Source organism: Pseudomonas sp. GW821-FHT09C10, from assembly GCF_059418085.1.
In genome coordinates this window covers 80,556-95,244 of record NZ_JBWKPE010000018.1, presented here as the reverse complement: position 1 = coordinate 95,244, position 14,689 = coordinate 80,556, and the positions used below count along the sequence as shown (strand labels likewise).

Here is a 14,689-nt window from a genome sequence, read left to right as displayed (position 1 = left end):
CCGATGGAGACACACCATGAGTGTGATCATTGCCCTGGCAGCGCTCGCGTTGCTGATGCTGGCTGCCTACCGTGGCTATAGCGTTATCCTGTTTGCCCCCATCGCCGCCCTCGGCGCCGTGCTGCTCACCGACCCGTCCGCCGTCGCCCCTGCCTTTACCGGGGTGTTCATGGAGAAAATGGTCGGCTTTATCAAACTGTATTTCCCGGTGTTCCTGCTCGGTGCGGTGTTCGGCAAGCTGATCGAGCTGTCAGGTTTCTCGCGTTCTATCGTGGCGGCGGCGATCCGTTTGCTCGGCACGCGCCAGGCGATGCTGGTGATCGTGCTGGTCTGCGCCCTGCTCACCTACGGCGGCGTGTCGCTGTTTGTGGTGGTGTTTGCGGTGTACCCGTTTGCGGCGGAGATGTTCCGCCAGAGCAATATCCCCAAGCGCCTGATCCCGGCGACCATCGCCCTCGGTGCGTTCTCGTTCACCATGGACGCCCTGCCCGGCACGCCGCAGATCCAGAACATCATCCCCAGCACCTTCTTCAACACCACCGCCTGGGCCGCGCCGTGGCTGGGGCTGATCGGCACGATTTTCGTGTTCTGCGCCGGCATGCTCTACCTGGCGCGCCAGCGCAACAAGGCCCAGCGCGCCGGTGAAGGCTACGGCACCGAGCTGCGCAACGAGCCGGAAACCGCCGAGAACCTCACGCTGCCCAACCCGTGGATCGCGCTGTCGCCGCTAATCCTGGTGGGCGTGATGAACCTGCTGTTCACCCACTGGATCCCACAGTGGTATGGCAAGACCCACAGCCTCAGCCTGCCGGGCATGAGCGCGCCGGTGACCACTGAAATCGCCAAGCTCACGGCGATCTGGGCGGTGCAGGCGGCGTTGCTGGTGGGCATCATCATGGTGCTGGTATTCGGCTGGTCGGCGATCAAAAGTAAGCTCGCCGACGGCAGCAAAAGCGCAGTCAGCGGCGCATTGCTTGCGGCGATGAACACCGCCTCCGAATATGGCTTCGGCGCGGTGATCGCTTCGCTGCCGGGCTTCCTGGTGCTGGCGGACTGGCTCAAGGGCATCCCCAACCCGCTGGTCAACGAAGCGATCACCGTGACCCTGCTGGCCGGTATCACCGGCTCCGCGTCCGGCGGCATGAGCATCGCCCTGGCGGCCATGTCCGAGAGCTTTATTACGGCGGCCCATGCGGCCAATATTCCCCTTGAAGTGCTGCACCGGGTCGCGGCCATGGCCAGCGGCGGCATGGACACCCTGCCCCACAACGGCGCGGTAATCACCCTGCTGGCGGTGACCGGCCTGACCCACCGCGAAGCCTACAAGGACATTTTCGGCATCACGATCATCAAGACCCTCGCGGTGTTCGTGGTGATCGGTACTTTCTACGCCACCGGCATTGTGTGAGGTTTTCATGACGAGATTGAACGGCAAGACCGCCCTGGTCACCGGCTCCACCAGCGGCATCGGCCTGGGTATCGCCCTGAGCCTGGCCAAGGCCGGTGCCAACCTGATCCTCAACGGCTTCGGCGACGCCAGCGCAGTGGTCGCCCAAGTGCAGGCGTTTGGCGGCAAGGTCGGCCACCACCCGGCGGACGTCAGCGACCCGGCGCAGATCGCCGACATGCTGGCCTACGCCGAGCGTGAGTTCGGCGGTGTCGACATCCTGGTCAACAATGCCGGCATCCAGCATGTGGCGGCGGTGGAGGACTTCCCGGTGGAACGCTGGGACGCGATCATCGCGATCAACCTGTCGTCGGTGTTCCACAGCACGCGCTTGAGCCTGCCGGGCATGAAGGCCAAGGGCTGGGGGCGTATCGTCAACATCGCCTCGGTGCACGGCCAGGTCGGCTCGGTGGGCAAGGCCGCGTATGTGGCAGCCAAGCACGGCGTGATCGGCTTGACCAAGGTGGTGGGCCTGGAGACCGCCACCAGCAACGTGACCTGCAACGCGATCTGCCCCGGCTGGGTGCTGACGCCACTGGTGCAGAAGCAGATTGATGATCGCGTGGCCAATGGCGTCGATCCGCAGCAGGCGCAACATGATCTGCTGGCGGAGAAACAGCCGTCACTGGAGTTCGTGACGCCGTCGCAGCTGGGAGAGCTGGTGCTGTTCTTGTGCAGCGAGGCCGGTGCCCAGGTGCGGGGGGCGGCGTGGAACATTGATGGCGGCTGGCTGGCCCAATAAGGCCAGACACATTCGAACGCTATAGTTTGGAAAACCTGCATAAGAACAAGAGACCGTGCTGATGTCCGAAATCCTCTGGCAACCTTCCCCGGAACGCATCCGCACCACGCGAATGGACCAGTTCCGACGCTTTATCAATGATCGCCACGGCGTGCAGCTCAGCGACTACCCGGCCCTGCACCAGTGGAGCATCGACCGGCGCCCGGATTTCTGGCAGGCGATCGTGGCATTCTTCGAGGTGCAGTTTCGCAGCCCGCCCAGTGCAGTGCTGATCGAAGACGTCGAGATGCCCAGCGCCCAGTGGTTTCCCGGCGCGACCCTGAATTTTGCCGAACACCTGTTGCGCCGCCGCGACGATCACCCGGCGGTGGTCGCAATCAGCGAAGACGGCCAGCGCGAACAACTGACCTACGCCGAACTGGCCGCCCACGTCGCCGGCCTGCAGGACAGCCTGCGGGCGGCCGGTGTCGGCCGCGGGGACCGGGTCGCCGCGTGCATGCCCAATACCTGGCAAACCCTGGTCGGCATGCTGGCCACCACCAGCCTGGGCGCGATCTGGTCATGCTCCTCGCCAGACTTCGGCACCCAAGGCGTCATCGACCGCTTCGGCCAGATCGAGCCCAAGGTGCTGATCACCTGCGCCGGCTACCGCTACGCCGGTAAAACCATCGACCAGAGCGCCAAGCTCAATGAAATCCTCGAACGCCTGCCGTCCCTGGAGCAATTGATCATCGTCCCGTATGCACGACCCCAGGCCTGCGTCGAGGACTATCAGACCCAGGCCCGCGTCGCCCTGTGGAACAACTTCTACCAACCCGGCGGCGAGCCTGTGTTCGTCGCAGTGCCGTTCGACCATCCGCTGTACATCCTCTACTCCAGCGGCACCACCGGCGTGCCCAAATGCATCATCCATGGCACCGGCGGCGTGCTGCTCACCCACCTCAAGGAACACGGCCTGCACGCGGATATCTCCCGCGAGGACTGCCTGTTCTACTACACCACCTGCGGCTGGATGATGTGGAACTGGCTGGTTTCGGTGCTGGCCATCGGCGCCACGGCGGTGCTGTATGACGGCTCGCCGTTTCACCCCGGCCCGGAACGCTTGATCGACCTGATCGACGCGGAAAAGATCAGCGTGTTCGGCACCAGCCCCAAGTTCCTCGCCACCCTGGAAAAGGCCGGGCTGCAACCGCGCCTGAGCCACGACCTGGGCAGCCTCAAGGGCCTGATTTCGACCGGCTCGCCCTTGTCGCCCCAGAGCTACGACTACGTGTACCGCGAGATCAAGGCCGAGATATGCCTGTCATCGATGTCCGGCGGCACCGATATCGTCTCCTGCTTTGTGATCGGCAATCCGGTGTTGCCGGTGCGGCGCGGGGAAATGCAGTGCAAGAGCCTGGCCATGGCCATCGAGGTGTGGGACGACCAGGGCCAACCGTTGGTCGGGGAAAAAGGCGAGCTGGTGTGCACCCGGCATTTCCCGGCGATGCCCATCGGCTTGTGGAACGACCCGCACCAGAAGAAGCTGCGCGCCTCGTATTTCAGCCAATTTCCCGGGGTGTGGGCCCAGGGCGACTACGCCGAGCTACGCCCCAACGGCAGCCTGCTGATTCACGGCCGCTCCGACGCAGTGCTCAACCCCGGCGGCGTGCGCATCGGCACTGCGGAGATTTATCGCCAGGTGGAAAAAGTCCCGCAGGTGCTGGAAAGCCTGGCCATCGGCCAACGCTGGCAGGACGATGTGCGCGTGGTGCTGTTTGTGCGCCTGGATGACGGCATCGAACTGGATGAGGCCCTGGCGCAACAGATCCGCCAGGTGATCCGCGCCAACACCACGCCGCGCCATGTGCCGGCGAAGATCCTCGCTGTCAGCGATATCCCCCGCACCATCAGCGGCAAGATCGTCGAACTGGCGGTGCGCAACGTGGTACACGGCGAGCCGGTGAAGAATACCGACGCACTGGCCAACCCGCAGGCCCTGGAACAATTTCGCGACCGCCCCGAACTGGCGGAAAGATGAAAGGTTTCAGCCCTGCCGCACTCATTTGAAGACAAACCCTCAATGCATGCTATTTTTCGAGGGTAGTCACCCATCGGTGTCCCACGGGATAATGGGTGTTGTCATTTTTCAAAGCGTTACGCTCAGGGCTTTTTATGAAGGAAACAACCACCGGCAGCGAAGCCGCTGCATTGATTGCGCGGCTGGACTGGGCGCACAGCCCCCTCGGTGAGGCCAATGATTGGCCGCAAAGCCTGCGCACAGCCGTGGACATTGTCATCCACTCACCGATGCCGATGCTCCTGCTGTGGGGCAGCGAACTCACCCAGCTCTACAACGACGGCTTCGCCCTGCTGGCGGGCAATAAACACCCGGACGCCATGGGCCAGCCGGCGCACCAGACCTGGCCGGAACTCGAAAGCTTCACTGCGCCGATCTACGACGCCGTGCTGACCGGCCAGGTGCGCACCTTCAGCGAGCAGCGTTTTGTCCTGCAACGCAACAATCGCGACACCGAAATCTGGCTGGACCTGACCTACAGCCCGATCCGCGATGAAAGCGCCAATGTGGCCGGCATCCTGGTCACGGCCATCGAAACCAACGAACGGCGCAAGGCCCAACACAACACCGAACAACGCCTGCAACTGGCCCTGGCCGCCACCGATGCGGTGGGCACCTGGGACTGGGACATTGGCGAAGACCGCTTTATCGCCGACGCGCACTTCGCCTACCTGCACGGGGTTGATCCAAGCGACGCCAGCCGGTTGCCGATCAGCGACTACCTGCAAGGCGTACACCCCGAAGACCGCGGCATGGTGGCGCGCAGCATCAAGCATTGCATCACTTTCGGCACTGAATACGCCGAGGAATATCGCCTGCAACAGGCCGACGGCCAGGTGCGCTGGGTGTTCGCCCGAGGGCGTTGCTACAAGGATCATCAAGGCCGCCCCGCGCGCTTCCTCGGCGCGGCACTGGACCTCACCGAGCGCAAAAACACCGAGCAGGCCCTGCGCCAGAGCCAGACCGAACTGCAGTTGATCATCAACGCCATGCCGGTGCTGATCGGTTACGTCGACCACGAGCAGCGTTTTCGCCTGAACAACAGTGCCTACCTCGACTGGTACGGCCTGACGCCCCAGGAACTGTACGGCAAGACCATCCGCGAAGTGCTCGGCGACGACGTGTACGCCGGGCGCGAGGACAAGATCGCCGCTGCGCTCAGGGGCAAGGCCTGCAGTTTCATGACCGTCACCCCCCATCGCGATGGCCGCCCGCGCCATGCGTTGATGAAATACCTGCCACGCTTCAGCAATGACGGCTCGGTGAACGGTTTCTACATCTTTGTCATCGATGAAACCGAACGCAAACTCACCGAAGAAGCCCTGCGCCACCTCAACGAGAACCTTGAGGAGCGCGTGGCCCAGCGCACCCAGGCGCTGGCCGAAGCCAACGAACGCCTGCAAAACGAGATGTTCGAGCGCGAGCGCGCCGAAGATGCCCTGCGCCATGCGCAGAAGATGGAAGCAGTGGGCCAGCTCACCGGAGGTATCGCCCACGACTTCAATAATATGCTCACCGGCATCATCGGCAGCCTGGACCTGATGCAGCGCTACATCGCCGCCGGGCGCAGCGACGAGATCGGCCGCTTTACCGACGCCGCCGTGTCCTCGGCCCATCGCGCGGCCGCCCTCACCCACCGCCTGCTGGCGTTTTCACGGCGCCAGTCGCTGGACCTTCGCCCGCTGGATCCGAACCAGTTGGTAGCGTCCCTGGAGGAGCTGTTCCAGCGCACCAAGGGCGCGCATATCACGCTCAAGGTGCAACTGGGCCGCGACATCTGGCCGGTCAACACCGACGCCAGCCAACTGGAAAACGCCCTGCTCAACCTGGTGATCAACGCGCGCGACGCCATGCCCGATGGCGGCGAACTGCTGATCGAAACCGCCAACAGCTACCTGGACGGCACCGATATCACCACCCTCGAACCGGTCAGGGCCGGCGACTACGTGATGCTCGGCGTGTGTGACAACGGCAGCGGCATGGCACCGAAGATTCTCGCCAAGGCGTTCGACCCGTTCTTCACCACCAAGCCCATCGGCCAGGGCACCGGCCTGGGGCTGTCGATGATCTATGGGTTTGCCCAGCAGTCCGGTGGCCACGTGACCATCCAGAGCGAACCGGGCCAAGGCACTTGCGTGCGCCTGTATCTGCCGCGCCTGCACGGCACCTCCCTGGAAAGCAGCCAGCCCGCCCATCTGGGCGAAGTCCCGCTGGCCCTTGCCGGCGAAGCGGTGGTGGTGGTCGAGGATGACCCGGCGGTGCGCATGCTGGTGGTCAATGTGCTCGACGAGTTGGGCTATACCGCGCACCAGGCGGCGGATGCCCGTGCGGCGCTGCCGTTGCTGGAGTCGGACTTGCGCGTGGACCTGCTGGTGACCGACGTCGGCCTGCCCGGCATGAACGGCCGCCAACTGGCGGAGATCGCCCGCCAGCATCGGCCGGGGCTCAAGGTGCTGTTCATGACCGGCTACGCGGAGAAAGCCGCCGAGCGCCAGGGCTTCCTGGAGGACGGCATGGACATGGTCGCCAAGCCGTTTTCCATCGACCTGCTGGCGACCAAAATCCGCAGCATGATCAGCGTCGATGATTCAGTTCAGGCATAATCGCGCGCCGTCGCACACCTGGTAGAGACCGATGAAAGCCCAAGCCCGCCATATCCTGGTGAAAACCAGCGAAGAAGCCGAACAACTCAAGCAGCGCATTGCCAAGGGCGAAGCCTTTGATGTGCTGGCCAGGAAGTACTCCACGTGCCCGTCCGGCAAGCGCGGCGGCGACTTGGGTGAAGTGCGGCCTGGGCAGATGGTCGGGGTGATCGATGCGGTGATCTTCAAGAAACCGGTGAAGGTGGTGCACGGGCCGATCAAGAGCAAGTTCGGGTATCACCTGGTGCAGGTGTTTTACCGGGATTGAGGCTTTGGCTTAAGACCGCTATCGGGGGCAAGCCCCCTCCCACAGGGGGTTTGCTCCCGATCCGCCGCAGGCGGCCATTCGCCTACTCCCTGGGGATCAGCGCACCCGGCACCTGGATAACCCGGCTCGCCAATCGATGCCCGGCCAAAGCAGCCTCCTGGGGCGAACCGCCCTTGAGCCGACTGGCCAGGTACGCCGCACTGAACGAATCCCCCGCCGCCGTGGTGTCCACCACCTTCTCCACCTTCAGCGCCGGCACGGCAAGGCGCTCGCCGTCGCAACGGATCAAACACGCATCCGCACCGCGCTTGAGCACCACTTCCGCAATCGCCGGGTACGCCGCGAACACCTGTTCGCTGTCGGCATAACCAAACAACGCGCGTTCGTCATCCTCGGTCAGCAAGGCGATATCCACCTCGGCCAGTACGCGGCGATAAGCCTCGCGGGCAACGTCCACCGCGGCCCAGAGTCGCGGCCGGTAGTTGTTGTCAAACACCACTGCACCGCCACGTCGGCGGGTTTCGCTCAGGACTTCGAGCAGGCGCTGGCGCCCGACTTCACCCAGCACCGCCAGGGTAATGCCGCTGAAATACACCACGTTGTAGTCCGGCAATGCCGCCAGGATCGGGGCAGCCGCCGGCGTGGTAAAGCAGTCGCGCACGGCCGCTTCGTTGCGCCAGTAGAGGAATTTGCGCTCGCCGTTGGCATCGGTCTGAATGCAGTACAAACCGGGCAAACGTCCGGGCAGGCGCTGGACCCGCTCCAGCCCCAGGCCTTCTTCGGCCCAGTGCGCACACATGGCGTCGCTGAAGCTGTCATCGCCCAAGGCGGTGACATAGTCCACCGTGCCGATCTCCCTCAGCTCACGGCGCAGGTACACCGCCGCGTTCAGGGTGTCGCCGCCGAAGCTCTGTTGCAGGCTGCCGTCGGCGCGGTGTTGCAATTCGATCATGCATTCGCCGATCAGGGCGATGCGGGGATGGGTGGTGGTCATGGCTTTACACTCAGAAACGGGTTTCCAGGGACTCGATCACCCGCAACTGCTCATCCACCAGGCAGCCGACCTGCCACTTGTCGAAGGTCAGGCAAGGGTGCGAGGTGCCGAAGGAAATGATGTCGCCGATGCGCAGCTCGACACCTGCCGCGACGGTCATGAAGGCGTGCTGGTCCATCACGGCGGTGACGGTGCAGGCGCTCACATCATCGCCTTCCGCCGGCAGGATCCCGGCGCGATAGCGTTTAAGCGGCACCGGCAAACCGGCGTCGTAGGCCACGTCGCGCTTGCCCAGGGCGATCACCGCAAAGCCCGGCTCAGGCAACGATTGCACATGGGCCCAGACTTCCAGGGCCGGACGCAGGCCTTCCTGGAGGTCGCTGCGGCGGTCGAGCACGCAGCATTGCGCCTCTTTGTAGATGCCATGGTCGTGGGCCACATAGCTGCCGGGGCGCAATACGCTGAGGAAACGGCCGGCGGCGTTTTGGGTTTCGAAGGACTCGGCGATCAGGTCGTACCAGGCCGACCCCGACGCCGTGATAATAGGCTTGGGCAGGTCGAAGGCCCCATTGTTTTGCAGGTCCACGGCCAGGCGCACCAGGCTCGCGGCGAAGTCGCGGATGCCACTGATGGCGTGCTCGCCGTGGATCACCCCTTCGTAGCCTTCGATACCGGTGAGGGCCAGGGCCGGTTGGGCCTTGATCGCCTTGGCCAGGTCGCGCACTTCCTGCTCGCTGCGGCAACCGCAACGGCCGCCGACCACGCCGTATTCGATCATCACGTTCAGGCGCAGGCCACGGGCGGCGAAGAACAGGCCCAGGTCGGCGACGTTGTCCGGGTGATCGACCATGCAGTGAAAGTCGAAATCCTTGTCGGCCAGCAGGTCGGCGATCAACGCCATGTTCGGTGCGCCCACCAACTGGTTGGCCATCAGCACCCGGCGCACGCCACCGGCATAGGCGGCGCGGGTCTGCACCGCGTTGGCCAGGGTGATGCCCCAGGCGCCCGCGACAAGCTGGCGCTGAAACAACGCCGGCATCATGCTGGTCTTGCCGTGGGGCGCCAGTTCCGCGCCGCTGTGGCTGACAAAGTCCTGCATCCAGCGAATGTTGTGTTCCAGGGCGTCGCGGTGCAGCACCAGGGCGGGCAGGCTGACGTCACGGACCAGGTGGGCACCGACGGCGGCGGCGCCCTTTTCAACGGCATTGATGGCTGACATGGAAAACTCCTATTCGTTGATGCGACGAGCCAGGTTGTTGGCGCTGTCGATCAACACCCGGCGATAGTCGTTGTAGTTTTTGCTCGCATCGGCCCGAGGGGCGACGATGCACAGCGTCGCAATGCTGACGCCCTGCGCGTCCCGGACCGGGGCGGCAAAGCAGTGGGTAAAGGTGTCGGCCACACTGTCGAAGGAAAAGAACCCATCGAGGGTGGCCTGGCGGATTTGCGCGAGGAAGGTCTCCACCGGCAGGCGCTGACCGTCCGGCAGGATAAAGTCGTCGTGGTCGATCAGGTCGATGATCTGCTGGTCGCTCAAATGCCCCAGCAACAGGCGCCCGGAGGCGGTCCATGGGATCGGCGCGTCTTCACCGATGTCCGAGGAAATGCGGAAATGCCGCTCGCCTTCGCGCATCAGCGCCACCGTGTATTTGCGCCCGTTGAGCAGGCACATCTGCGCGGTTTCGTGGGTTTGGCTGACGATCTCCTGCAAGGCGTGGTCGGCCTCGCGGGTCAGGTCGAAATGACGCAAGTGGGCCTGGCCGAGGAAATACAACTGACGGCCGAGGTAGACGTGACCGTCCTTGCCCACGGTTTCGAGGATGCGCCGCTCCAACAAGGAGGCGACCAATTCGTAGACCGTGGATTTGGGGCTGCCGATGCCACTGGCAATATCATTCGGGCGCAGGGGCTGGCCGATTTCCTTGAGAAAATCGAGGATATCGAATGCACGGTCCAGGCCTTTGGCGCGGCGTTTGATGGTGTCTTCGGTCATGGCGATATCGGTCCGGTCGAAATGGTAGGGCTGGCGCAGGTCCACTGTGGGAGGGGGCTTGCCCCCGATGGCGGCGTGTCAATCAACACATCTGTTACTGATACACCGCTATCGGGGGCAAGCCCCCTCCCACATTTGATCTCTGGTGGGCTTAAGAGTGGGGCAATTTAGCCCTTTTTCTTGTAGGCCACGCAATCAATCTCGACCTTGCAGTCCACCATCATGTTGGCCTGCACACAGGCCCGCGCCGGGGCGTGTTCCGGGGTGAAGTATTCGCCGAAGACCTTGTTGAAACTCCAGAAGTCCCGCGGGTCTTCCAGCCACACGCCGACCCGCACCACGTCTTTCAACTCGTAGCCGGCCTCTTCGAGGATCGCCACCACATTGCGCAGGGTCTGCCGGGTTTGCTCGATGATCCCGCCGGTGATGATTTCGCCGTCCACCGCAGGCACTTGGCCCGAGACGTACAGCCAACCGTCCGCTTCCACCGCGCGGGCGAAGGGACGCGGCTGGCCACCGCCGGCCGTACTGCCGGCTCCGTAACGAGTGATGCTCATAAAACGATGCTCCTGATTAAAAACGAATGTTCTTGAGAAATTCCGCCAGGCGCGGCGATTGCGGCCGCTCGAAGATGTCCTTCGACGAGCCTTGCTCTTCAATCCGGCCCTGGTTCATGAAGACGATCTTGTCCGAGACTTCATAGGCAAAGCGCATTTCGTGGGTGACCAGCAACATGGTCATGCCCTCTTCCGCCAGGCCCTTGATCACACTGAGCACCTCGCCCACCAGTTCCGGGTCGAGGGCCGACGTGACTTCGTCGAAGAGCATCAGGCTCGGGTTCATGGCAATGGCACGGGCTATCGCCACACGCTGTTGCTGGCCGCCGGACAGCTGGCCGGGAAAGTGATCACGGCGCTGCAGAAGTCCTACACGGTCCAACCATTTTTCCGCGAGTGCCACCGCCTCGTCCTTAGGCATTTTCTTAACTTTCAACAGGCCGAGGGTGACGTTCTGCAATGCGCTCAGATGGGGAAACAGGTTGAACTGCTGGAACGCCATGCCGGTCATCGCCCGGTGCTGGGCGATCACGCGTTCGGGGTGACGCACGCGCTTGCCGCCGATGTCGCTGTAGCCGATGGACTCGCCATCCAGGGTGATCTGCCCGCCCTGGAACTCTTCGAGCAGGTTGACGCAACGCAGCAAGGTGGTCTTGCCCGAGCCGCTGGAGCCGATCAACGTCACCACGTTGCCGCGCGCCATGGACAGGTCGACGCCCTTGAGCACTTCGACCTCGCCGTATTGTTTACGCAGGCCGCGGATGTCCAGCAGCGGCTCGGTTGTTTGAGGTTGGTTCATGGCAAGGCCACCCGCTTTTCAATGTAGCGCCCGAATAACTCGATGGCGTAGTTGATGACAAAGAACAGAAACCCGGCGAACAGGTAGAACTCCAGGGTCATGAAGGTACGCGCGATCACTTGTTGGGTACTCAACAGCAATTCGGCCACGCCGATCACCGAGAGCAAGGTCGAGGCCTTGACGATTTCCGTCGAGGAATTGACCCAGGTCGGCAGGATCTGCCGCAGCGCCTGGGGCAGCAGCACGTAGGCCAGGGACTGCCGGAATGTCAGGCCAATCGCCTTGCCTGCTTCCAACTGCCCACGGGGAATGGCTTGCAGTGCACCGCGCACGATTTCCGACACGTGGGAGCCGCAGAACAGCGTGAGCCCGACGGCGCCGGCCTGGAACGCGGTGATTTTCCAGCCAAGCGCCGGCAGCATGTAGAAACACGCCAACACCAGCACAAACACCGGCGTGCCACGGATCAGGTCGACATACAGGCGAAACGGTGCGCGCATCCAGAATTTGCCGTAGGTCAGGATCAACCCGGCGACGATACCGATCAGCGTGCCAAAGATAATCGCCAGCGCCGACACCGCGACACTAGCCTGAAACCCCGCCCAGAGCGTATCCCGGGCGATCCACAACTCATGCAGCCAGCTGGGGGACTCGTACATGGACACCCTCCTTAACGACGGATCGCCAGACGCTGCTCCAGGTAACGGAGCAGCATGGCAATGAGGTAACAGGCCGCCACGTAGAGCGCGGTCGTGACCAGCCAGGTTTCAATCACCCGGTAGCTTTCGACGTTGATCTTGCGGGCGTAATAGGTCAGCTCGGGCACTGCGATGGCGGCGGCAAGGGACGTGTCCTTGAACAGCGAAATGAAGTTGTTCGACAACGCCGGCAACACATTGCGCAGCATCACCGGCACGGTGATGTAGGCGCGGATCCGCCATTCGCCGAGGCCGATGGCCAGTCCGGCTTCACGCAAGCCCTTGGGAATATTCAACAGCCCGGCGCGGAACACTTCGGTCAGGTAGGCACCGGCGTACAGCGACAGGGTGATGATGAACGAAGGGATCTTGTCCAGGCGGATACCCAGGCTGGGCAACGCAAAGTAGATCAACAGGATCAGCACCAGGATCGGCGTATTGCGGATCACCGTCACATACACCGAGGCCAGGATTCGCAACGCGCGGTGTTTGGACAGCATGGCAAACGCCATCAACAGGCCGATCACGCAGCCGATGGCGATCGACAGCAATGCCAGTTGCAGGCCCAGGCCGAGCCCCGCCAGCAAGGTGTCGAAATCGCGCCACACGGCGGCAAAGTTCAACTGATAGTTCATGGTCAGCAGTACCTGATGGGGGCGCCGTTGGCGGCGCCCCGGTTTTCACGAATCACTTGAACTCGACGGGGAAGCCGATGGCAGGTTCCGGCAGGTCCACACCGAACCACTGCTTGAACGACGCCTTGTAGGTGGGGAATTCCACACCGGTCATGGCTTCATGCAGCGCGGTATTGACGAAGTTCAGCCAGTCCTGGTCGCCACGCTTGACCGCGCACGCGTAGGTTTGCGGGCTCCAGGCATAGGCCGGGCTGCGGTAGCGGCCGGGGTTCTGCACCATCAGGTATTTGACCGAGGACTGGTCGGTGGCGGCGGCATCGGCGCGGCCGGAGTTCACCGCCTGGTACATCAGGTCGACGCTGTCGTACTGGTCGACCTTGGCCTTGGGCAGTGCCTGGTGCACCAGTTCTTCGGCATACACGTTCTGCAGCACCGCCACGGTGACGCCATCGCCCGCCGCCTGCAGGTCTTCGATTTCCTTGTACTTGCTGTTGTTCGGCAGCAGCAGGCCCACGCCTTCGCGGTAGTACGGCAGCGTGAACGCCACTTGCTGGGCACGGCTGGCGGTGACAGTAATGAACTGGCAGCTCATGTCGACCTTGTCGGTCAGCAGGTTGGGAATGCGTGCGTCGGACGACTGCACCACAAACTCGACCTTGCTCGGGTCGTTGAACAAGCCCTTGGCCACAATGCGGCCGATGTCGATATCAAACCCCTGCAACTTGCCATCCGCTCCCTGGAAGTGCCACGGCGCATTGGTACTGCCTGTACCCACGATCAGGTGCCCACGCTTGAGCACATCATCGAGCTTGCTGTCCGCCGCCTGCACGATGCCTGCGAGGGAAGCCGATGCGGCGAAGAGAAAAACACACGCTTTGAACACGGAAGGTCGGTGATGCATGACAAGCACTCCAGGAGTTGTGTATTCCGCTATACCGGAACTTAGTATGTAACAACGGAATAGACAGCAGAAAGTGTGCCACACGCCCTCAAAGAAAAACATGCCTGCAATAAAGGCTTGTTAAATCAGATAGATAAATATTTCTGGGAGATAAGGCGCTACGCCAGCACCTGCAATCACTTTGCTACCCAGGGCCCCATAAGGCGGTTACAGGTCTCGGCGGACGCACTGCAACAGCGTTACCGCGCACCGTTGCAGTGCGCGTGCAGCGTGGAAAAATTCCCACGCTGGACTAGCCTTGGCACATCCCTGCCGACAAGGACCCTGCCCTGATGAAGTCATGTCTTACCCTGGTGGTGCTCACCTTACTGGCAGCCGGCAACGCGTCGGCCAGCAACGACCGCCGCGACTGCAAGGAAGAACTGCGCAGGCTCAAGGAAGCCTTCGACACCAACTACACCAGCCAGAACCACCACGACTACCGCCGGGCCAAGGCCTCCCGGGACAATGAGGAATACCGCAAGTGCGCAAACCAGGCGCGCAAGGCCCGGGAACGTGTGGAGCGTGAGGCAGACCTGTGAAGGTTGACAGTAGACGAAGGTGATCCTCCGGCCTAGCGTTGGCAAAAAGCCGCAGCGTCCAGGAGGAACATTGTCATGGGGTATGCCACCGCAACCATCGCCAACGCCGAGGAGTATCAACGCGTGCTGAGCACATCACGCCCGGTGTTCCTACTATTTGTCTCGCAGCATTGCGCTGCCTGTGCAGGCTCGGCACCCTTGTTTGAGCGGATAGCGGGCAAATACCCCGCTGTGACGAGCCGGGTACTGGATTGCGCCCAGACGCCAAGGCACCCGGAGGTCACGGGCACCCCAACGCTGTTGATCTACCTCAACGGCCACCTGGTCGAGAAACTCAAGGGTTTCGGCCCCGAGGATCAAAAACCACAGCGGG

At 62.9% G+C, this 14,689-nt stretch carries 14 protein-coding genes and 1 pseudogene; 7 read left to right on the top strand and 8 right to left on the bottom strand.

The genetic code is table 11. The features are described 5' to 3' along the window. Window positions 1-16 precede the first annotated feature (16 nt). From AC07OT_RS27565 to AC07OT_RS27545, 5 genes are all read left to right on the top strand, one after another. A complete protein-coding gene (locus tag AC07OT_RS27565; protein ID WP_495109553.1) occupies window positions 17-1,408 on the top strand; it encodes a GntP family permease in 1,392 nt (463 codons plus the stop codon). Between the two features lie 7 nt (window positions 1,409-1,415). Continuing rightward, window positions 1,416-2,189, top strand: a complete 774-nt coding sequence (locus AC07OT_RS27560) for a 3-hydroxybutyrate dehydrogenase (protein ID WP_092356753.1) — start codon at window positions 1,416-1,418, stop codon at window positions 2,187-2,189. Between the two features lie 61 nt (window positions 2,190-2,250). Continuing rightward, entirely contained in the window at window positions 2,251-4,209 is a 1,959-nt protein-coding gene (locus tag AC07OT_RS27555) for an acetoacetate--CoA ligase (RefSeq protein ID WP_495109552.1), read from the top strand. A 134-nt stretch (window positions 4,210-4,343) separates the two neighbouring features. Next, window positions 4,344-6,851: a PAS domain-containing hybrid sensor histidine kinase/response regulator gene (locus AC07OT_RS27550; protein ID WP_115488210.1), complete on the top strand. Its 2,508-nt coding sequence runs from the start codon at window positions 4,344-4,346 to the stop codon at window positions 6,849-6,851. Window positions 6,852-6,882: 31 nt separating this feature from the next. Next, window positions 6,883-7,158, top strand: a complete 276-nt coding sequence (locus AC07OT_RS27545) for a peptidylprolyl isomerase (protein ID WP_065941977.1) — start codon at window positions 6,883-6,885, stop codon at window positions 7,156-7,158. Window positions 7,159-7,240: 82 nt separating this feature from the next. Here the strand turns inward: AC07OT_RS27545 and AC07OT_RS27540 are convergent, their stop codons facing one another. From AC07OT_RS27540 to AC07OT_RS27505, 8 genes are all read right to left on the bottom strand, one after another. Next, entirely contained in the window at window positions 7,241-8,152 is a 912-nt protein-coding gene (locus tag AC07OT_RS27540; protein ID WP_495109551.1) for a sugar kinase, read from the bottom strand. A 10-nt stretch (window positions 8,153-8,162) separates the two neighbouring features. Next, on the bottom strand, window positions 8,163-9,371 hold the full coding sequence (locus AC07OT_RS27535; RefSeq protein WP_495109550.1) for an amino acid deaminase: 1,209 nt from the start codon (window positions 9,369-9,371) through the stop codon (window positions 8,163-8,165). 9 nt (window positions 9,372-9,380) lie between these two features. Then, the gene (locus AC07OT_RS27530) at window positions 9,381-10,145 is read right to left on the bottom strand and encodes an IclR family transcriptional regulator (RefSeq protein ID WP_495109549.1); all 765 of its coding nucleotides are present in this window, start codon (window positions 10,143-10,145) and stop codon (window positions 9,381-9,383) included. Between the two features lie 167 nt (window positions 10,146-10,312). Beyond that, window positions 10,313-10,702, bottom strand: a complete 390-nt coding sequence (locus AC07OT_RS27525; RefSeq protein ID WP_012723821.1) for a RidA family protein — start codon at window positions 10,700-10,702, stop codon at window positions 10,313-10,315. A 16-nt stretch (window positions 10,703-10,718) separates the two neighbouring features. Beyond that, window positions 10,719-11,501, bottom strand: coding sequence for an amino acid ABC transporter ATP-binding protein (locus AC07OT_RS27520; RefSeq protein ID WP_027608630.1), 783 nt, complete (start codon window positions 11,499-11,501; stop codon window positions 10,719-10,721). Beyond that, on the bottom strand, window positions 11,498-12,160 hold the full coding sequence (locus AC07OT_RS27515; protein ID WP_065941973.1) for an amino acid ABC transporter permease: 663 nt from the start codon (window positions 12,158-12,160) through the stop codon (window positions 11,498-11,500). The genes AC07OT_RS27520 and AC07OT_RS27515 overlap by 4 nt, the downstream gene beginning before the upstream one ends. 11 nt (window positions 12,161-12,171) lie before the next feature. Next, the gene (locus AC07OT_RS27510) at window positions 12,172-12,834 is read right to left on the bottom strand and encodes an amino acid ABC transporter permease (RefSeq protein ID WP_115488214.1); all 663 of its coding nucleotides are present in this window, start codon (window positions 12,832-12,834) and stop codon (window positions 12,172-12,174) included. A 52-nt stretch (window positions 12,835-12,886) separates the two neighbouring features. After that, window positions 12,887-13,735: a transporter substrate-binding protein gene (locus AC07OT_RS27505; protein WP_027608633.1), complete on the bottom strand. Its 849-nt coding sequence runs from the start codon at window positions 13,733-13,735 to the stop codon at window positions 12,887-12,889. Between the two features lie 332 nt (window positions 13,736-14,067). Between AC07OT_RS27505 and AC07OT_RS27500 the strand changes: the two genes are divergently transcribed. Both AC07OT_RS27500 and AC07OT_RS27495 read left to right on the top strand, forming a co-directional pair. Then, window positions 14,068-14,316, top strand: coding sequence for a hypothetical protein (locus AC07OT_RS27500; RefSeq protein WP_027608634.1), 249 nt, complete (start codon window positions 14,068-14,070; stop codon window positions 14,314-14,316). A gap of 75 nt (window positions 14,317-14,391) precedes the next feature. After that, a pseudogene (locus AC07OT_RS27495) lies at window positions 14,392-14,658 on the top strand (thioredoxin family protein); the annotation flags it as partial. Between the last annotated feature and the right edge of the window lie 31 nt (window positions 14,659-14,689).